At 67.8% G+C, this 18,891-nt stretch carries 19 protein-coding genes; 14 read left to right on the forward strand and 5 right to left on the reverse strand.

Features of this window, described 5'->3' with window-relative positions; all coding sequences use genetic code 11:
• Window positions 1-2 precede the first annotated feature (2 nt).
• Together AC1DMS_RS00590 and AC1DMS_RS00595 are read left to right on the forward strand one after the other, a co-directional pair.
• Entirely contained in the window at window positions 3-581 is a 579-nt protein-coding gene (locus AC1DMS_RS00590) for an amino acid synthesis family protein (RefSeq protein WP_015865765.1), read from the forward strand.
• Window positions 581-1,603 carry a zinc-dependent alcohol dehydrogenase family protein gene (locus AC1DMS_RS00595; RefSeq protein WP_015865764.1) on the forward strand — a complete coding sequence of 341 codons (1,023 nt, stop codon included), beginning with the start codon at window positions 581-583 and terminating at the stop codon, window positions 1,601-1,603. Before AC1DMS_RS00590 ends, AC1DMS_RS00595 begins: the two co-directional genes overlap by 1 nt.
• A gap of 42 nt (window positions 1,604-1,645) precedes the next feature.
• Here AC1DMS_RS00595 and AC1DMS_RS00600 read toward each other — a convergent pair whose 3' ends face one another.
• Window positions 1,646-2,215, reverse strand: a complete 570-nt coding sequence (locus tag AC1DMS_RS00600; RefSeq protein ID WP_015865763.1) for a flavin reductase family protein — start codon at window positions 2,213-2,215, stop codon at window positions 1,646-1,648.
• A gap of 50 nt (window positions 2,216-2,265) precedes the next feature.
• On the reverse strand, window positions 2,266-2,961 hold the full coding sequence (locus AC1DMS_RS00605) for a GntR family transcriptional regulator (RefSeq protein WP_015865762.1): 696 nt from the start codon (window positions 2,959-2,961) through the stop codon (window positions 2,266-2,268).
• A gap of 82 nt (window positions 2,962-3,043) precedes the next feature.
• Between AC1DMS_RS00605 and araD (AC1DMS_RS00610) the strand changes: the two genes are divergently transcribed.
• The 3 genes from araD (AC1DMS_RS00610) to AC1DMS_RS00620 are packed head-to-tail and all read left to right on the forward strand — an operon-like array spanning window position 3,044 to window position 6,532.
• Complete coding sequence (araD, locus tag AC1DMS_RS00610; protein WP_015865761.1) at window positions 3,044-4,771, forward strand: L-arabinonate dehydratase; 1,728 nt, start codon at window positions 3,044-3,046, stop codon at window positions 4,769-4,771.
• Window positions 4,772-4,791: 20 nt separating this feature from the next.
• A complete protein-coding gene (locus AC1DMS_RS00615; protein WP_015865760.1) occupies window positions 4,792-5,502 on the forward strand; it encodes a ribonuclease activity regulator RraA in 711 nt (236 codons plus the stop codon).
• A 46-nt stretch (window positions 5,503-5,548) separates the two neighbouring features.
• Window positions 5,549-6,532 (forward strand): Bug family tripartite tricarboxylate transporter substrate binding protein, encoded by a 984-nt coding sequence (locus AC1DMS_RS00620; RefSeq protein ID WP_015865759.1) that lies wholly within the window; start codon window positions 5,549-5,551, stop codon window positions 6,530-6,532.
• 103 nt (window positions 6,533-6,635) lie between these two features.
• Here AC1DMS_RS00620 and AC1DMS_RS00625 read toward each other — a convergent pair whose 3' ends face one another.
• On the reverse strand, window positions 6,636-8,144 hold the full coding sequence (locus AC1DMS_RS00625; RefSeq protein ID WP_150106890.1) for a PPC domain-containing protein: 1,509 nt from the start codon (window positions 8,142-8,144) through the stop codon (window positions 6,636-6,638).
• A gap of 282 nt (window positions 8,145-8,426) precedes the next feature.
• Between AC1DMS_RS00625 and AC1DMS_RS00630 the strand changes: the two genes are divergently transcribed.
• Both AC1DMS_RS00630 and AC1DMS_RS00635 read left to right on the forward strand, forming a co-directional pair.
• Complete coding sequence (locus tag AC1DMS_RS00630) at window positions 8,427-8,699, forward strand: type II toxin-antitoxin system Phd/YefM family antitoxin (RefSeq protein WP_015865757.1); 273 nt, start codon at window positions 8,427-8,429, stop codon at window positions 8,697-8,699.
• Window positions 8,700-8,703: 4 nt separating this feature from the next.
• Window positions 8,704-9,090 (forward strand): type II toxin-antitoxin system PemK/MazF family toxin, encoded by a 387-nt coding sequence (locus AC1DMS_RS00635; RefSeq protein WP_208856353.1) that lies wholly within the window; start codon window positions 8,704-8,706, stop codon window positions 9,088-9,090.
• Window positions 9,091-9,228: 138 nt separating this feature from the next.
• On the opposite strand, the gene AC1DMS_RS00640 is transcribed toward AC1DMS_RS00635, so the two are convergent.
• Together AC1DMS_RS00640 and AC1DMS_RS00645 are read right to left on the reverse strand one after the other, a co-directional pair.
• Window positions 9,229-10,329, reverse strand: a complete 1,101-nt coding sequence (locus tag AC1DMS_RS00640; RefSeq protein WP_015865756.1) for an ABC transporter ATP-binding protein — start codon at window positions 10,327-10,329, stop codon at window positions 9,229-9,231.
• A 31-nt stretch (window positions 10,330-10,360) separates the two neighbouring features.
• Window positions 10,361-11,125 (reverse strand): FCD domain-containing protein, encoded by a 765-nt coding sequence (locus tag AC1DMS_RS00645; protein WP_015865755.1) that lies wholly within the window; start codon window positions 11,123-11,125, stop codon window positions 10,361-10,363.
• 164 nt (window positions 11,126-11,289) lie between these two features.
• Here AC1DMS_RS00645 and AC1DMS_RS00650 point away from each other — a divergent pair, with 164 nt between their 5' ends.
• The 7 genes from AC1DMS_RS00650 to araD (AC1DMS_RS00680) are packed head-to-tail and all read left to right on the forward strand — an operon-like array spanning window position 11,290 to window position 18,866.
• Window positions 11,290-12,657, forward strand: a complete 1,368-nt coding sequence (locus AC1DMS_RS00650; RefSeq protein ID WP_015865754.1) for an ABC transporter substrate-binding protein — start codon at window positions 11,290-11,292, stop codon at window positions 12,655-12,657.
• Between the two features lie 28 nt (window positions 12,658-12,685).
• Window positions 12,686-13,588 carry a carbohydrate ABC transporter permease gene (locus tag AC1DMS_RS00655; RefSeq protein WP_015865753.1) on the forward strand — a complete coding sequence of 301 codons (903 nt, stop codon included), beginning with the start codon at window positions 12,686-12,688 and terminating at the stop codon, window positions 13,586-13,588.
• On the forward strand, window positions 13,585-14,421 hold the full coding sequence (locus tag AC1DMS_RS00660; protein ID WP_015865752.1) for a carbohydrate ABC transporter permease: 837 nt from the start codon (window positions 13,585-13,587) through the stop codon (window positions 14,419-14,421). Before AC1DMS_RS00655 ends, AC1DMS_RS00660 begins: the two co-directional genes overlap by 4 nt.
• A 4-nt stretch (window positions 14,422-14,425) precedes the next feature.
• Window positions 14,426-15,229: a shikimate dehydrogenase family protein gene (locus AC1DMS_RS00665; RefSeq protein WP_015865751.1), complete on the forward strand. Its 804-nt coding sequence runs from the start codon at window positions 14,426-14,428 to the stop codon at window positions 15,227-15,229.
• Between the two features lie 24 nt (window positions 15,230-15,253).
• Window positions 15,254-16,237 (forward strand): tripartite tricarboxylate transporter substrate binding protein, encoded by a 984-nt coding sequence (locus tag AC1DMS_RS00670; protein WP_015865750.1) that lies wholly within the window; start codon window positions 15,254-15,256, stop codon window positions 16,235-16,237.
• A gap of 20 nt (window positions 16,238-16,257) precedes the next feature.
• Window positions 16,258-17,076, forward strand: a complete 819-nt coding sequence (locus tag AC1DMS_RS00675; RefSeq protein ID WP_015865749.1) for an aldolase/citrate lyase family protein — start codon at window positions 16,258-16,260, stop codon at window positions 17,074-17,076.
• A gap of 26 nt (window positions 17,077-17,102) precedes the next feature.
• Complete coding sequence (araD, locus tag AC1DMS_RS00680; protein WP_015865748.1) at window positions 17,103-18,866, forward strand: L-arabinonate dehydratase; 1,764 nt, start codon at window positions 17,103-17,105, stop codon at window positions 18,864-18,866.
• The last annotated feature ends 25 nt before the right edge of the window (window positions 18,867-18,891 follow it).

Raw genomic sequence — 18,891 nt, forward strand, 5'->3', positions numbered from 1 at the left:
CCATGTCCCTGATCGACATCCGCAAGCGCAGTCTTTGCATCGAGACCATCTACCACGAGGGCGGTCCGCCGGCCGCGACGCCGCTCAGGCTGGCGGCCGCCTGCGCGGTCATCCACAACCCCTACGCAGGCCGCTACGAGCCGGACCTGCTGCCCTTCATGGCCGAGCTGCGCGCGCTCGGGACGCTGCTGGCCACCGAACTGGTCGAGACGCTCGGGCGCGACAAGGTCGAGGTCTACAGCAAGGCCGCGATCGTTGGCGTGAACGGCGAGATGGAGCACGGCGCCGTCTGGCACGAAGCCGGCGGCTGGGCCATGCGCGAGGTGCTCGGCGAGCCGAAGGCGATCGTGCCGTCGGCCAAGGCGGTGGCCGCCACCGGCTACCGGCTGATGGTGCCGCTGCACTACATCCACGCCGCGTACGTGCGCAGCCACTACAACTCGATGGAGATCGGCATCCAGGATGCGCCGCGGCCGAACGAGATCCTGTTCGCGCTGGTGATGGGCACCGGAGGCCGCGTGCATGCGCGCCTGGGCGGGCTCACCAAGGACAAGGTGTCCGTGCACGACGGGCAGCGTTGATGTCGCGCCCCACGATGAAGGCGATCCAGCTGCAGGCACCGGGCGGCCCCGAGGTGCTGCAGCTCGTGGAACTGCCGCTGCCGCAGCCGCAGGCCGGCGAAGTTCGGGTCAAGGCCATGGCCATCGGCGCCGGCGGCCCCGACGTGCTGATCCGCAACGGCACCTACAAATGGATGCCGCCAATGCCGGCGATTCCCGGCAACGAGATGGCCGGTATCGTCGATGCCATCGGCCCTGGCGTCACCGCGCTGCAGGTGGGCCAGCGCGTGTTCGTGAGCGCGCGCGAGCTCGCGCAGCGCGGCGGCTGCTATGCCGAAGCCATCTGCGTGCCCGAGGCCGCGCCCTTCGTGCTGCCCGATGCGATCCGCTTCGAGGATGCCGTGAGCCTCGGCAACTTCCAGTTGGCGCTGGCCATGCTGTCGAGCAACGGCAACCTGCCGGCGCAATCCGTGCTGATTCCTGGCGCGGCCGGCGGCGTGGCCACGGCACTGGTGCAGGTGGCACGCGACCGCGGCTTGCGCGTGATCGGGACCGCGTCGACGCCGCAGAAGCGGGATTTCGCGCGGGCCAACGGCGCGCACGAGGTGATCGAGAGCGACCCGCAAGGCCTGACCGAGAAGGTCATGCAGCTCACCGGCGGACGCGGCGTGGACCTGGCCTTCGACCACCTGGGCGGCGATCTTTTCATCGCCTGCCTGCGCGCCCTTGCGCCGTTCGGCATGGCGGTTTCCTACAACATCGTCAACGGCCCACCGGCCGGTGACGTGTTCGAGGAGCTTCGGCGGCTGCTGGGCAGGAGCCTGGCCGTACGCACGTTCTCGATCCACGCCATCGACGCCGACGCGGCGCAGCGGCGCGGCTTCATGGAGGCCGCGATCGCGCTGATGGCGCAGGGACGCGTGCATGCGCCCCCCGCCACCTGCTTCGCGCTGGCGGATTCGCGCCGTGCACACGAAGTGCTCGACAGCGGAAGCGCGGTCGGCAAGATCGTGCTGCTGCCTGGCGGCTCGCCTCGTGACTAGGCAACGACGCGAGAACCCGCCGCGGGCGTCGGGCGCAGCGATTCAAAGCAGCGCGCTCCGGAACAAGGATCGCCGGCTGAACGCCTTGCCCGATTCAAGAAAAACGCCGTCGCCGGTGTAGTGGATCGTCTTCGGATGCCGGGGCGACTCGGCGGCGTGGGCTTTCACCACCTCGAGGATGAAGAAGTCGTACTTGCCGACCAGGCTGCGGTCGTGAACGCGGCATTCGAAGCTTGCGTGGCATTCGCCGATGAGCGGCGCCTCCACGCGCTCGGCATTGACTGCCGTGAGGCCGAAGACCGCGAACTTGTCGATCTCGGCGCCCGAGCTGTTGCCGATGCGCACGACCTCATCGGTGAGCGGCCGCGTGGGGAGGTTGATCACGCACTCGCCGCTGCGGCGGATCATTTCGAAGCTGTGGTTCGTGCGTGCGATCACGCAGCCGACCAGCGAGGGCGTGAACTCGATCACCGTGTGCCAGCCCAGCGTCATGATGTTGTTCTTCCCCTGCCATCGGGAAGACAGGAGCACGACCGGGCCCGGCTCCAGGAACCGGCGCACCTGGGAAACAGGGAAGTCCGCCTTGGCGAAAAGCTTTTTCTTTTTCGTCATTGCGATACCTTTTCGCATTCGGAAATGCGTACGGTACCGCGAAGCGCGTCTCAGCTCCTCCCCGCAATGAAATCCGGATGCCGCGCGCAGATCTCCGGCAGCGAGCTCAGCGTGCCGGAGAGATGCTCGCGCAGCGCCTTCTGCGCCGCCGCGCCGTCGTGCTTTGCAATGGCGCGCACGATGGCGCGGTGGTCGCGCAGGATCGCCTCGGTCTTGCCGGCCGTGGGCAGGTGCAGGCGGCGCAGGCGGTCCACGTGGCCCGAGACGCGGGACACCATGTCCCACAGGCTCGGCACGCCCGCGGCTTCATACATGAGGTGATGGAACTTGCGGTCGGCGCCGACGAAGTCGCCGTACTGCCGCGCCGCCGCCAGCGTGGCCTGCAGCGCGACCTGGGCCTGCAGCTGGGCCACGAGTTCGGGCGGCGCCTCTTCGGCCAGCTGGTGCACGATCTCGAGCTCGATCGAGCGGCGCAAAAAGTGCGCCTGCTTCGCGGCGTCGACGTCGATGCGGCTCACCAAGGTGGCGTGCTGCGGGAACACATCCACCAGGCCTTCCTCGGCCAGGCGCAGCAGGGCCTCGCGCACCGGCGTCTGGCTCACGCCGAAGCGGTCGGCCAGCTCCTGGCGGACCAGCACGGTGCCGGGCACGAGTTCGAGGGAAAGGATGGCACCGCGCAGCTTTTCGAGCACCTGGGGTGCTGCAAGGCGTGTGCGGTCGAGTCGGATCCGGGGGAGGGCTGTCATTCGTTCGAATTTTCGCTTTGACCGGGTGATATATTAGTGTTTTAATGTAGTTGATTCCACGAAGAATACCGGTTCCGCCCCGATGCCACGTTCCTACGACACCCTGCGCAGCGCCCGCTGGTTCGCGCCCGACGACTTCCGCTCCTTCGGCCACCGCTCGCGCGTGATGCAGATGGGCTATGCGCCCGCCGACTGGGTCGGCAAGCCGATCATCGCCATCGTCAACACCTGGAGCGACGCCAACCAGTGCCACTCGCACTTCAAGCAGCGCGTGGACGACGTCAAGCGCGGCATCTTCCAGGCGGGCGGCTTTCCGCTCGAGCTGCCGGCCATTTCGCTCTCGGAGAGCATGGTCAAGCCCACCACCATGCTCTACCGCAACTTCCTCGCGATGGAGACGGAAGAACTCCTGCGCAGCCATCCGGTGGACGGCGCGGTGCTGATGGGCGGCTGCGACAAGACCACGCCGGGCCTCACGATGGGCGCGCTCTCCATGGGGCTGCCGTTCATCTACCTGCCGGCCGGCCCGATGCTGCGCGGCAACTGGCGCGGACAGGTGCTGGGCTCGGGCTCGGACGCCTTCAAGTACTGGGACCAGCGCCGCGCCGGCCAGCTGAGCGACCAGGCCTGGCAGGAGATGGAAGCGGGCATCGCGCGCAGCCACGGCACCTGCATGACCATGGGCACCGCCGCCACCATGATGGGCATCGCCGAGGCCGTGGGCTTCACGCTGCCGGGCGCTTCGAGCATTCCGGCGGCCGATGCCAACCACGTGCGCATGAGCGCCGAGTGCGGCCGCCGCATCGTCGAGATGGTGTGGGACGACCTCACGCCCGCCCGCATGCTCACGCGCGCCAACTTCGAGAACGGCATCGCCTGCGCGATGGCCATGGGCTGCAGCACCAACGCCATCGTCCACCTGATCGCCATGTCGCGCCGCGCCGGCCATCCGGTCACGCTGGACGACTTCGATGCGGCGAGCCGCCGGGTGCCGGTGGTGGCCAACATCCGGCCGAGCGGCGACACCTACCTGATGGAAGACTTCTTCTATGCGGGCGGCCTGCCCGCGATGCTCGAGCGCATCCGCGGCCACCTGAAGACCGAGGCGCGCACGGTCAACGGCCGCACGCTCGGTGAGAACATCGTGGGCGCCGAGGTGTTCAACGACGACGTCATCCGCCCGCTCGCCAACCCCATCTATGCCGAAGGCGCGCTGGCCGTGCTGCGCGGCAACCTCGCGCCCGACGGCGTGGTGATCAAGCCCAGCGCCTGCGCGCCGCACCTGCTGCAGCACACCGGGCGCGCGCTGGTATTCGACGACTATCCGGCGCTCAAGCAGGCGGTGGACGATCCCGCGCTCGACGTGACCGGCGACGACATCCTGGTGCTGCGCAACGCCGGCCCCAAGGGGGCGGGCATGCCCGAGTGGGGCATGCTGCCGATCCCGACCAAGCTGCTGAAGCAGGGCGTGAAGGACATGCTGCGCCTGTCGGATGCGCGCATGAGCGGCACCAGCTACGGCGGCTGCCTGCTGCACTGCTCGCCCGAGGCGGCCGTGGGCGGGCCGCTGGCACTGGTGCGCACGGGCGACCGCATCACGGTGGACGTGCCCGCACGCACCATCCATCTCGAGGTGAGCGACGAGGAACTGGCCCGCCGCAAGGCCGCCTGGACACCGCCGCCTGCGCGCTACGAACGCGGCTACGGCTGGATGTTCGGCCGCCACATCCTGCAGGCCAACGAGGGCTGCGACTTCGACTTTCTCGAAACCACCTTCGGCCGGCCGGTGCCCGAGCCGGACATCTTTTGAAGACCTGAACGGAGACCCACGTGAATCCCCAAACCCGCGAGAAGCTGATGAAGGTCAGCACCGCCACCCTGTGCACGGCGCTGTTCAAGCGCGGACTGCGCAACCAGTTCATCCAGGACGTGCATCCGCTCGACCCGACGCTTCCCAACATGGTCGGCGAGGCCTTCACGCTGCGCTACATGCCGGCGCGCGAGGACCTGAACCCGATCACCGTGTTCAACGACCGCAGCCATCCGCAGCGCCAGGCCGTGGAGCAGTGCCCGGTGGGCGCGGTGCTGCTGATGGACAGCCGCAAGGACGCGCGCGCCGCCTCGGCCGGCGGCATCCTGGTGAGCCGGCTCATGAAGCGCGGCGTGGCCGGCGTGGTCACCGACGGGGGCTTTCGCGACAGCCCCGACATCGCGAAGCTCGGCTTTCCCGCCTACCACCAGCGCCCGAGCGCGCCCACCAACCTGACCTTGCACCAGGCGATCGACATCAACGTGCCGATCGGCTGCGGCGACGTGGCCGTGTGGCCCGGCGACGTGGTGGTGGGCGATGCCGAAGGCGTCATCGTGATTCCGGCGGCCATGGCCGACGAGGTCGCGGCCGAGGCCACCGAGATGACCGTCTTCGAGGACTTCGTGCAGGAGAAGGTGCTCGAGGGCCGCTCCATCCTCGGCCTCTATCCGCCGACCGACGAGCAAAGCCGCACCGAGTTCGCCGCCTGGCGCGAGGCCCGCGGGCGCTGACGCCGGCTTTTTTCCGACGACGACCAACGACAACAGAGACAACACCATGCCCTTCATCCAACGCGCCGCGGGCCTTTTGCTCGCCGCACTTGCATTGGCCCCGGCCGCGGCCCTCGCACAAGCCGAATGGCCCGCCGCCAAGACCATCACCTACGTCGTGCCCTTCACGGCCGGCGGCTCCACCGACATCGTGGGCCGCATCCTGTCGAACAAGCTGCAGGAGAGCCTTCACCAGTCGGTGGTGGTGGACAACAAGCCGGGGCAGGCCGGCGGCATCGGAGCGGCCTACGTGGCCAAGGCCGCGCCCGACGGCTACACGCTGTTCGGCGGCACCATCAGCACGCACGCCATCAACGCCAGCCTCTACAAGAAGCTGCCCTACGATCCGATGAAGGACTTCGAGCCCGTGTCGCTGGTCGGGCGGCTGCCCAACGTGCTGATCGTCAACAGCCAGCTCGGCGTGAACTCGGTGGCCGAACTCATCGCGCTGCTCAAGAAGGACGAGTCCAAGCGCACCTTCGCATCGTCCGGCGCCGGCACCTCGACGCACCTGGCGGGCGAGATGTTCGCCGACATGATCGGCGTGAAGCTCACGCACGTGCCGTACAAGGGCACGCCGCCGGCCATGACCGACGTCGCGTCGGGCCTGGTGCCCTTCATGTTCGACCAGGTGACGGCCGCGCTGCCGCTCGTCAAGAGCGGCCGGCTCAAGCTGCTGGCCGTGACCACCGGCAAGCGCATCGCGCTGGTGCCCGAACTGCCCACCATGATCGAGTCGGGCGTGCCGGGCTTCGAGATGTCGTCGTGGCAGGCGGTCTATGCGCCCAAGGGCACGCCCAAGCCCATCGTGCAGCGTTTGAATGCCGAGATCGTCAAGGCGCTGAAGCAGCCCGACGTGCAGGCCAAGCTCTCGGGCCAGCTGGCGATGGAGATCGTCGGCAGCACGCCCGAGGAACTGCGCGACCACATGGCGCGTGAGATCCCGCGCTGGGCCGAGCTGGTGAAGAAGTCGGGCGCGACCGCGGACTGAGAGTCTGCCTGGAGCTCCCACCCCTCTCGCGGCACATCAGACCGAAGCTTTCGCCGCCGACGCCGGGTCGGGTGCACGGCGAAAGCTCTTCAGGAGGCGGGCCTCAGTCGTAGCTGGCGGTCAGGCCGACCGACGAGTACGCGCTGCGCCCGTGGATCGCGATGTAGAAGTCGCCAGGCAGGGGATTGCTGATCGCGATGGCTTCGTTGCTGCCGTTTACGTAGGGGCGATAGTCCCAGGCCGTCAACGACGGAAGTGCGCCGAGGCGGACGTACATGTCGCCATCACCACCGCCGACGGGGCCGGTCATGTTGACGTTGAGTTGCGCGACGCCGGGTGGGACGGTGATCCTGTAGTAGCTCCAGCTGTCGGTGCCGCCGGCCAGGCCTTGGACGGCCTGGTTGTCCAGGAGCTGCACAAGGGGCGGCCGGGTGTCCATCTTGAAGGAGCGCACCATGACGTCCCACCCGGTCGCGGCAGAGGTGCTAACCCATGTCACTGCAAAATTTCCCACCGGGTCCATGGCCAGCAGCGGGTTGGCTCCAAATTGGGGTTGCGGCGGGTCGACTCGGAATTCGTCGGCAATTGGAGTTCCGTCGCTGCGAAATTGCCTGGCCGCCAATGTAGAGGTCTGGGGGCCACCGACCACGCCGCTCGATGCAATCCACGAAACGACAAAATCGCCGTTCTCTGCAACCCCCGGATTCGGCCAGGGTTGGCCTTCGTGGATGCGTTGGTTGACTCGCACCAATCCGCTGCTGGGGTTGCCATTCGCGTCATAGGGGCGGGCATAGATGTTCCAGGTGTAGTTGTCATCCTGGGAAGCACTCCAGCTGATGACGGATCTTCCGCCGGGGTCCATGGCAATGCGGCCGCCCGAACTGTAGATCGATCGGATGGCGCCGACGACAAGCGCCGGAGTCAGCGCAACACCTGCGCGGCTGAAGCGCTGGATCATGATGTTGGATTGGTTTGCCGTGGGACCGGGCCTGGTCGCAAATGACAATGCGATGTTTCCTGCATCGTCGGTGGCAATCGAACTGGGGCCGGAGAGTTTGTCCGGGGCATCCGATGCAACGATGACTTCGGGACCGATGGGAACTCCGCGGGTATTGAATCGCCTGATTGCAATCGTACGAGGCGCCCCTTCCGAGGCCGAGCGCGAGTAGGCGGCAGTGATGTTGCCATCCGTGTCCATGCTGGCGACCGTGCTCGATGAATCCGGAGTGGTTTGGAAACTGGAGAGCAGAGTGCCGCTTCTGTCATAGGCCGTGACTCTTCCCGGCTCGCTTCCGAAGACGAAGTTGCCGATGCGGTCGACCGAGAAATTCGCATACGCCGGAGGCGCCTGGATCAGGTGTTTGGTCAGATAAGGCGTTCCTGACGACCTGATTCTTTGAGCGTATGTGGCATTTGCCGCGGCGTCGGACCAGATCAGAAGTTTCTCGCCGTTCGATCCTGCGGAGAAGTAGACCGGACGCTGGTTGCCCGCGGTGGCGGTATTCACCATGAAGGGATCGCCGAGCGGCGCGGCCTGCGCCAGAGAAGCAGCGGCAAATCCCGACAGGCAGCCCAGTGACATCAAAAGTCGTCGCAGCAAGGTATGGGGCATGGATTCCTTCTTTCGCGATGGGCATCGGAGGGCTTCCCCCGATCCGCGGGAATCATGATGTCGGGGTCGATGAAGTTGTCAACGTAGAGTTAAGTTGCCATCAGCCTCTGCGTAAGTCTTTTCGCAGCGGTAGTGCACGGGTAGTTCGAACCGCGACCTCAGTACGGCAAACAGGTCGTGTGCGTGCTGCAGATGCGGGTATGGCGCGAAAGCCCAGCGTGGCAAGGATGCCGCCTTCTTGCAGGCTGGACGGAATTTGCGAAAAATACGGAAAACACGGAGATGATCGTGATCACTGTTCCTTCCACCGAGTTCGCCAAGAACTTCGGCCACTATCGCGAGATCGTCCAGGCCGAGCCTGTGGCAGTCACGAGTCACAACCGTGTGACGGGCTACTTCATCTCTCGGAAGGAGTTCGACGAGCTTGTGCGCCTGAAAGCTCGTGCCACGAAGGCCTATGCCGTGCAGGACCTACCCGAAGAGGCGATTCGGGCCCTTGCAAATAGCCGCATGGATGCGCGGCACGACACGCTGAACGAACTCCTGGCCGACTGAGCGAATGGCCTTTCCTGTGCCCGAGGTGGGCCTTGTGGTGTCCTTTGCCTATCTATGGAGTCACGAGCAACAGAGCGGAAGCACCGAAGGGGCAAAGAATCGCCCCTGCGTCATCGTGACGGCCGTGGAGGAAGACGAGGGGCAGGCCGTTGTCACAGTGTCGCCAATCACGCACTCGCAACCAGAGGATGCTTCGTTGGGAATCGAGATTCCACCAAGGGTTAAAAGTCACCTTGGGCTGCACGGCGAAAGGTCGTGGGTGATCTTGACCGAAGTCAATCGCTTCACGTGGCCGGGCTATGACTGCGGCCAATTGCGACCGGGGATTCGCGTGTCGATTACGGGTTCCTCCCGCCAGCCTTATTCGACCAGATCAAGGCGGGAATTCTGACCGCGATTCGTTCGGGAAAGCGAGCCACCACGTCAAGGGATTGAGACCGGATCGGTCGACCGTGCGCGAACTCGAAGGCCTTCCGCGCCGCGCCCGCACCCAACCGTCTGCCGCGCCCCCCGCATTCACCCGAAACCTTCAAGCCGCCAGCCGCCGCTCCTCGCTGCCCAAGGCCATACCCTCGGTATCGAAGAAATGAAGCGAGGCCGGCGCGATGGCCAGGCGCAGGGTGCCCGAGAGGTCCGCCGCAGCATCGGGCGCCATGAGCACCAACTCGCCAAGCGACGAGCGCAGATAGCAGTACGCGCGATCGCCCAGCTGCTCGATCGCCAGCGTTTCGCAGCCCTGCAGTTCGAGCAGCACTTCGCCGGGCGCAGGTTCGCCGATGCGGGCCTGCTCGGCGCGAAAGCCCAGCATGACGGGCTGGCCCGGCACGTGGCGCGGGATCTGCACGCGGGCATCGCCGAGCCGCAGCCGCGTGCCGTTCGCGTCGGCCTGCGCGGCATCGATCTTGAAGAAGTTCATGCGCGGCGTGCCGATGAAGCCGGCCACGAACAGGTTGGCGGGCGAGCGGTACAGCGCGAGCGGCGAGCCCACCTGCTCGATGCGGCCCTTGCGCAGCACCACGATCTGGTCGGCCAGCGTCATGGCCTCGGTCTGGTCATGCGTCACGTAGACGGCGGTGGCCTTCAGCGTGCGCTGCATGCGCGCGATCTCCAGGCGCAGCTTCACGCGCAGCTCGAGGTCGAGGTTCGACAGCGGCTCGTCGTAGAGGAACACCTCGGGCTTGCGGATCATCGCGCGGCCCATCGCCACGCGCTGGCGCTGGCCGCCCGAGAGCTGGCGCGGATAGCGCTCCAGGAGCGGCGTGAGCTCGAGCTTGTGCGCGATCTCGTCCACGCTGCGCTCCTGCTCGGCGGCCGTGGCCTTGGCCATGCGCAACGGAAAGGCGAGGTTCTGCCGCACCGTCTTGTGCGGATAGAGCGCGTAGTTCTGGAACACCAGCGCGCAGCCGCGCTCGGCGGGCGGCACATCGTTCACCACGCGGCCGCCGACCAGCACCTGGCCGCCGCTCGGCGTCTCCAGCCCCGCGATCATGCGCAGCAAGGTCGACTTGCCGCAGCCCGAAGGCCCGAGCAGCACCGTGACCTGGCCGTCGGGCATGGTGAGATCGATGCCGGGGATCACCTCGACATCGCCGAAGCGCTTGCTGATGGATTGGAGTTGGATCTCTGCCATGGTGGTGGGTTGCTTGCTGATAAGGAGGAGGTCAGGCCGGCGGCGTGGCGCCCGACCTGGCGACCCCGCGCTGGATGTTCGATTCGGTGAGGCCGAGCAGCTCTTCCATGGCCTTGCGCGCCGCGGCCGGCTTGCGGGCCCAGATCTGGTCGAGCACCGCGCGGTGCATCGGCAGGCTCTTGCGTGGCGCGCCCGGCTGGCGCGTCGACAGCTCGAAGGACATGCGCAGCGCCGCCTCGATGGTGGCGCCGAAGGCCACCAGGAACGGATTGCCGGTGGCGCTGAGGATCGCCTGGTGAAAGCTCAGGTCCGGCCCGGCATAGGCCACCGGGTCCATGCCGGCGGCATCCATCAGGCGGTAGGCGCGCTCGATCGCGGCAATGGCCGCGTCGGGCGCCGAAGCGGCCGCAATCTCGCAGGCGGCCGGCTCGACGATGCGCCGCAGCTGCATCAGGTGCTGCGCCATCTGCGCGCGGTCGTGGCCCGACCAGGTCCAGCGCAGCACGTCCTCGTCGAGCATGTTCCATTGCATGCGCGGCAGCACCCGCGTGCCGGCCTTCTGGCGCGACGCGAGCAGGCCCTTGGCCTTCAGCCGCGTGAGCGCCTCGCGCACGGAGGTGCGGGCCACGCCCAGTTGCTCGGCCAGTTCGACCTCGGTCGGCAGTGTCGATTCGTCATCCCATTCGCCGCCGATCACGCGCCGCGCGAGCGCCTCCGTCACGGCCAGCGGACCGCGCCGGGCAGGCGTCTCCGGGGCGGCGGGTTTCTTCGGCGTTTTGGTTTTATGGTCTGACATATTTATTGATGGAATGAGATTATATGGATGAGTGGCGCAGGGAATTTCGGGTTTTCCATGATCTTTGGAATCTTATTTGTCTGTCATATTCGCTTCCACGAGCAAGTTGAACATGCCGGCCGCCCTCGTTGCGCCGCGTGATTCTGATCGAAAGAGAGACAAGCATGAGCCTCCTGCAATCCCCCGCCGTCGACACGCAGCGCCGCCGGTTGATCAAGGCCGCGGCCGCCACGGCGGTGGCCGGCGCCGGCAGCGCGCTGGCCTTTCCCGCCATCGCGCAGGCCAAGCCCTTTGCCGGCCTCAAGCTGCGCGGCGCGGCGTACCAGCACGGCTTCTTCAACATCCTGCGCAAGTACATCCCGGAGTTCGAGCAGCAGACCGGCATGACGGTCGACCTCCAGCTGTCGGCTTTCCCGGTCTACAACCAGCAGGCCGACCTGGAGCTGTCCTCGGGCGGCAGCGCCTGGGACTTCTGCAACGTCACCTTCATCCTTGCCGCGCGCTGGGTCGCGGCCGGCCTGCTTGCCAACCTGAGCGACTTCGCAGCCGACCGCAAGCTCACTCCCGCCAGTTGGAACCCGGACGACTTCGTCAAGGGCGCGCAGCTGCCGTACCTCGACAAGGCCGGCAAGGCCTACGGTTTCGCATGGGAAGGCGGCGCGATGCTCATGGGCATGAGCCGCACCGACCTGATGAAGAAGCGCGGGGTCGAGGCGCCGCAGACCTTCGACGAGCTGATGAAGGTCTGCGAGGCGGTGCACGGCCAGGACGGCGTGACGGGCTTCGTGAGCTCCAACCTGCACCACTGGTTCCTGCCGCCGTACATCCACGGCTTCGGCGGCGACCTGTTCGCGAATCCGCCCGCGGACATCAAGCCCACGCTCGACTCGGCCGCGGCGGTGCAGGCGGCGGGCTTCTATTCGACGCTGCTGTCCAAGTACAGCCCGCAGGGCGTGCTCGGCTACACCGAGGATCAGGCGCGCGCCGCGCTGATCGGCGGCCGCTCGAACATCTTCATCCATTCGAGTTCCTGGGTCACGGCAATGCTGAGCTCGCCGGAGAGCAAGGTGAAGGACACCGCGCGCGTGGTGCGCATGCCAGCCGGGCCGAAGGGCGACTTTCCCGCCGCCAACAGCCAGGGGCTGGGCATTCCGAAGAACGCGAAGAACAAGGAAGCGGCCTGGGAGTTCATCAAATGGGCGCTGAGCCCCGAGCTCACCGCGCGCATCGTGAAGGACACCGGGCATCCGTCGATCTGCCGGCGCTCGGTGATCGAAAGCGCCGAGTACAAGCGCATCAACACCATCAACGGCCAGGACATCGGCAAGCTCTACCTCGAAGTGCTCGAGCAGCCCGGCAAGACGCGCAACTACATGGCGTACCGCACGGTCAAGGAGTTCCCGCTGGTGGGCGACGTGCTGAACAAGGCCGTGGAGCGCGTGGTCTCGGGCCAGGCGCCGGCCGCGGATGCCATGAAGACGGCGCAGGAGGCCGCGCTCGGCAGCCTGCGGCGCGCCGGAGCCAAGGTATGAGCGCAGCAGCAGCGCCAAGGGTGCAGCAATGAGCGCAAAAGGGGCCTCCTACGAGGCGCAGCGGAGCCGCTTCGTGCGCATGGCGATGGCGCCGAGCCTGCTGTTCCTGCTGGTGGTGGCGGGGCTGCCCACCGTCTTCCTGCTGGTCACGAGCCTCACGCCCGGGGCGCTGGTGAACCCGGGCTCGCTGGGCGACTTCTCGGAGCCGCTGCGCAACTACAGGCTGCTGGGCAGCGACGAGCGCTTCGTCGGCTCGCTGGGCGTGCAGGCGCGCCTTTCGGTCTACACGGTCGTGCTGCAGGTGCTGCTGGGCACGGGGCTCGCGCTGCTCGTGCATTCGGGGCAGGAGCGCTGGAAATCGCTGCGCCACCTGTTCGTGATTCCGATGGTGCTGCCGCCGATCGTTGTCGCAGTGATCTGGAAGCTGGTCTACACGCCCGACATCAGTCCGATCTACCAGGCCGCCCGCATGCTCGGCGTGACACTGCCGGCGCTCACCACGCACGTCGACTTCGCGCTGTGGTCCATCGTCATCGCCGACACCTGGGAGTGGGCACCGTTCACCTTCCTGATGGTGCTGGCCGCCTTGCAGACGCTGCCGGCCGAATACGTCGAGGCCGCCCGCATGGACGGCGCCGATGCCTGGCGCGTGTTCGGCCACATCGTGCTGCCGTACATCGCACCGGTGCTGCTGGTGTGCACCCTGTTCCGCCTCATCGACAGCATCAAGGCCTTTCCGCTGATCTTCCTCTTGACCGGCGGCGGGCCGGGTTCGGTGACGGAGGTGACCAACTACTACGCCTACCTCGTGGCGTTCAACTTCGGCGAGCTCGGCTATTCGAGCGCGATCACCGTCGTGCTGCTCGCGGCCACCGTGCTGATCAGCTGGGGTGCGATGCGCGTGAGCCGCAATGCGGGAGGTGCGGAATGAGCACCAATCGAATGGCGTCGCTGCGCCGGCGCTGGCCGCTCGCGCGCTGGGCCGTGCCGCTCGTCCTGTTCGCGATGCTGCTGCCGTTCCTGTGGCTGCTGCAGATGTCGTTCAAGCCGACGCCGCTGATCCTCGAGTTTCCGCCGCGGGTCTTCTTCATGCCCACGCTGGAGCACTACGTGGGGCTCTGGCAGGCCGGCTTTCCGGAGTCCTTCGCCAACAGCCTGGTCACGAGCATCGTGTCGACGCTGCTCGCGCTGGTGTTCGGCATTCCGGCGGCCTATGCACTCTCGCGCTGGACCGGGCGCGGGCGCTTCGGTCTCGGCCTGGGCATCCTGCTGACGCGCATGGCGCCGCCGATCGCCTTCACGATCCCGTTCTTCCTGGCGTATCGGTATCTCGGCCTGCTCGACACCCGCACCGGCCTGATCCTCATCTACATGACCTTCAACCTGCCGCTGGTGATCTGGATGATGCAGCCCTTCTTCGACGCGGTGCCGGCTTCGCTCGAAGAGGCGGCGCTGATGGACGGCGCGGGCTACGCCACCGTGTTCATGGAGATCGTGATGCCGATGGCGGCCGCCGGCATCGCGGCCACCGCGATCCTGTGCTTTCTCTACGCCTGGAACGACTTCTTCTTCGCGCTGATCCTCACGCGCACCGATGCGCGCACCGCGCCGGTCGCGGTGGTCAACTTCATGAACTACGAAGGCTGGGAGTGGGGCAAGATCGCTGCCGGCGGCTCGCTGGTGATGGCGCCCGTGCTGGTGTTCTCGATGCTGGTGCGGCGCTACCTGGTCAGCGGCCTCACGGCCGGCGCGGTGAAGGGCTGAGGCAATGGTCCCCGCAAACCCCAGCGGCGCGACGCGCCTCGTGCCGATCCTCGCGCACCCGGTCGACCACGTGCGCGCGCCGCGCATCTACAACCCGGCCTTCGCCGCCGCCGGCCTCGACTGGTGCCTGGTGCCGATGGGCGTGCATCCCGGCGACTTCGCAGCCACCGTGGCGCAGCTCGCGCGCGTGGCCAACCTGCAGGGCCTGAACCTCACGATCCCGCACAAGGCCGCGGCGCATGCGCTGTGCGCGCGCCTCGGCCCCGAGGCGCGGCGCACCGGCGTGGTCAACACCATGCGCATCGATGCCGATGGCCAATGGTCGGGCGAGAGCTTCGATGGCGTGGGCTTTGTCGATGCCGCACGCGCACACGGCGTGCTGCGCACCGATCGGCCGGTGGTGCTGGTGGGCGCGGGCGGTGCGGGCACCGCCATTGCCTTCGCGCTGGCCGCGGTCGGCCTGCGCGAGCTGCACGTCGTCAATCGCGAAGCCGAGCGCGCGCAGCAGCTGTGCACCGAATTGCGCAAGGCGTATCCGGACATCCATGCCGACACCAGCGCCGGCAGCCTGGGGCGCGCCGGCCTCGCCATCAACGCCACCTCGGTCGGCCTGCATGCGGGCGACCCGATGCCCTTCGACCCGGCGCAGCTGCCGGCCGATGCGGCGCTGTTCGACATCATCGCCGCGCGCGACACCGAGCTCATGGCCGCCTGCGCCGCGCGCGGGCTGCGGGTGGTCGGCGGCAAACCCATGATCGACCACCAGGTCGCCGCGCAGATCGCTTTCTGGCGCGGCGCCGCCGCATGAACAACACTTGATCCAGGAGACCCCATGAAGAAATTCGCAAGGGCCGCGATGGCCCTGTCGGCCATGGCGCTCGCCGCCGCATCCTCGCTGGCGCAGCCCAAGGCCGACTATCCGCACAAGCCCATCGTGCTGGTCGTGCCGCAGCCCGCGGGCGGCGCGGCCGACCAGTTCGCGCGGCCCTTCGGCCAGGCGCTGTCGCAGCGGCTGGGCCAGCCGGTGGTCATCGACAACCGGCCGGGCGCCAACGGCAACATCGCGGCCGCCTACGTGGCGCGCAACCAGCCGGCCGACGGCTACACCATCTTCTTCGGCTCGGTCAGCACGCTGGCCGTGAACCCGCACCTCTACAAGGCCACGGGCTTCGACGCGCTGAAGGACTTCCAGCCGATCACGCTCACCAACCAGACGCCCAACGTGCTGGTGGTGGGCGCGGGCACGCCCTACAAGACCGTGGCCGACGTGGTGGCGGCCGCCAAGAAAGAGCCTGGCACGCTGAGCTTCGGCTCGGCCGGCAACGGCAACACCATGCACCTCACGGGGCTGCAGTTCGAGGCGAAGACGGGCACCCGGCTGATCCACGTGCCCTACAAGGGCGGCCCCGCCGCGCTCAACGACGTGATGGGCGGGCAGATCCCGATGATGTTCCACAACCTCTCGGCCGTGCTGGGCCAGGAGAAGGGCGGCCGCGTGCGCGTGCTGGCCGTGGCCGACACGCAGCGCTCGAAGCTGCTGCCCAACGTGCCGACCATGGCCGAGGCCGGCGCGCCCGGCGTGGTGCAGCTCGCATGGAGCGGCATGCTGGTGCGCAGCGGCACGCCCGCGCCGGTGGTCGAGCGGCTGCACAAGGAGATGGTTGCGATCCTGAAGGAGCCCGCGTTCCGCAAGCCGCTGGAAGAGCAGGGCTTCGATGTACTCTCATCGACGCCACAGGCGTTCGCCGAACGCCTGAAGGCCGACCACGCCTCGATGGGCGAGGTCATCAAGGCCGGCAACGTGAAGATCGATTGACCCCGCAAAGGACCGAACCCATGCCCTCGCGCAACACCTTCAAGCACGCCCTCGCGGCGAAGATCCCGCAGATCGGCCTCTGGTCGACGCTGCCCGACCCCTACATCTCCGAGCTGCTCGCGGGCGCCGGCTTCGACTGGATGCTGCTCGATGCCGAGCACACGCCCGGCGATCCGACCACCATGCTGCGCCAGCTGCAGGCGGTGCAGGCCGAGCGCGATCGGCCCACCTCGGCCGTGGTGCGCCCGCCCTGGAACGACCCGGTGCTGATCAAGCAGTACCTGGACATCGGCGCGCAGACGCTGCTGCTGCCCTTCGTGCAGAACCGCGCCGAGGCCGAGGCCGCCGTGGCCGCCACGCGCTATCCGCCGAACGGCATCCGCGGCATGGGCGGCACGGTGCGCGCCACCCGCTTCGGCCGCGACACCAGGTACGTGGCCGAGGCCTCCAGCGAGATCTGCGTGCTGGTGCAGGTGGAGACCGTGGAAGCGCTCGAGCACCTGGAGGACATCGCAAACGTCGACGGTGTGGACGGCGTCTTCATCGGCCCCGGCGACCTGTCGGCCAGCATGGGCGTGGCCGGCCAGGTCAACCACCCCACGGTGCGCGCCGCCATCGACCGCGCCATCGCGCGCATCCTCGCCTGCGGCAAGGCGCCCGGCATCCTCATGAACGACGAGCCGCGCGCGCGCGAGCTGCTCGACCTTGGCGCGCTCTTCGTGGCGGTGGCCAACGACCAGCTGCTGCTGCGCAAGAGCGCCGACGACATCGCCGCGCGTTTCAAGCAGCGCGGCGCACCCGCCGCCCCCGCCTCGGCGCCGGCCCCCGCCACCTATTGAACCCAGAGATCCAGAGAACACACCGCATGTCCACAGAAGCCGCCCGCCCCAAGACCCTGCAGGAACTGCGCAGCCAGCGCTGGTTCGCGAGCGACGACATCCGCGGCTTCGCGCACCGCCAGCGCATGCAGCAGCAGGGGCTCGCGCGCGAGGAGTTCATGGGCCGGCCGGTCATCGGCATCGTCAACACCTGGAGCGAGCTCTCGCCGTGCCACGCGCACCTGCGCGAGCGCGCCGAGTCCGTCAAGCGCGGTGTGCTGCAGGCCGGCGGTTATCCGCTCGAGCTGCCCGCGCTGAGCCTGGGCGAAGTGATGGTCAAGCCCACGACCATGATCTACCGCAACCTGCTGGCCATCGAATGCGAGGAGCTGCTGCGCAGCCTGCCGATCGACGGCGTGGTGCTGATGGGCGGCTGCGACAAGACCACGCCCGGCCTGGTCATGGGCGCGCTGTCGATGGACATCCCCGCCATCTTCCTGCCCGCCGGCCCGATGATGAATGACCGCTACAAGGGCCAGGCCGTGGGCGCGGGCACCCACACCAAGAAGTTCTGGGCCGAACGCACCATCGGCAACATCGACGAGGCCGAATGGATCCACCTCGAAGCGCGCATGACGCGCACGCCCGGCACCTGCAACACCATGGGCACGGCCAGCACCATGACCGCCATTGCCGAGGCCATGGGCCTGTCGCTGCCCGGCGCGATGAGCATCCCGGCCGTCGACTCCGAGCACAGCCGCATGGCATGGCGCTGCGGCGAGCGCATCGTCTCGATGGTGTGGGAAGACCTGAAGCCCTCGCGCATCGTTACCAAAGCCTCGTTCCTCAACGCCGTGGCCGCCTACATGGCGCTCGGCGGCTCGACCAACGCAGCGGTGCACCTGCCCGCGATGGCGGGGCGCGCAGGCATCGAGCTGAACATCGACGAGCTCGACGCGATCGCGCGGCGCGTGCCCGTCATCGCCAACCTCTATCCGTCGGGCGAGAAGCTGATGGAAGACTTCCACTACGCCGGTGGCCTGCCGGCGGTGCTCAACAGGATCGCGGCGCACCTGGACCTGTCGGCGCGCACCGTCACCGGCCGCACGCTCGGCGAGGACATCGCGGGCTGGCCCGCGGAGGACGACGGCACCATCCTCGACCCGGCCTCGCCGCTCAAGCAGGGCACGCCCGAGTGCCCCGAGGCCGGCATTGCGCTGGCCGTGCTGCGCGGCAACCTGTGCCCCGACGGCGCGGTCATCAAGCCTTCGGCCGCCACGCCCGAGCTGCTGCGCCACACCGGGCGCGCGCTGGTGTTCGACTCGAACGCCGAGATGCTCGCGGCCATGGCCGACGAAGAACTCGACTGCGACGCGTCGACCGTGCTGGTGCTGCGCAACGGCGGCCCGGTCGGCGGCCCCGGCATGCCCGAGTGGGGCAACCTGCCGATTCCCAAGAAGCTGCTGCGGCAGGGTGTGCGCGACATGCTGCGCATTTCCGATTCGCGCATGAGCGGCACGCACTACGGCACCTGCGTGCTGCATGTGTCGCCCGAGTCGGCCATCGGCGGTCCGCTGGCGCTGCTCAAGACCGGCGACACGATCCGCCTGGACATCGGCGAGCGCCGCCTCGACATGCTGGTGTCCGACGAAGAGTTGGCCGAGCGCCGCAAAGAGTGGACGCCGCCCGCGCCGGCCTACGCGCGCGGCTACACGAAGATCTTCCAGCACGAAGTGACGCAGGCGCACCTGGGCTGCGACTTCGCGAGCCTGGCCGGCAACGCGCCCACGCCCGAGCCGCCGATCTACTGAAAAAAGCGCCCCGCGCCTTGCGCGC

The organism is Variovorax sp. 05T418 (genome assembly GCF_056396385.1).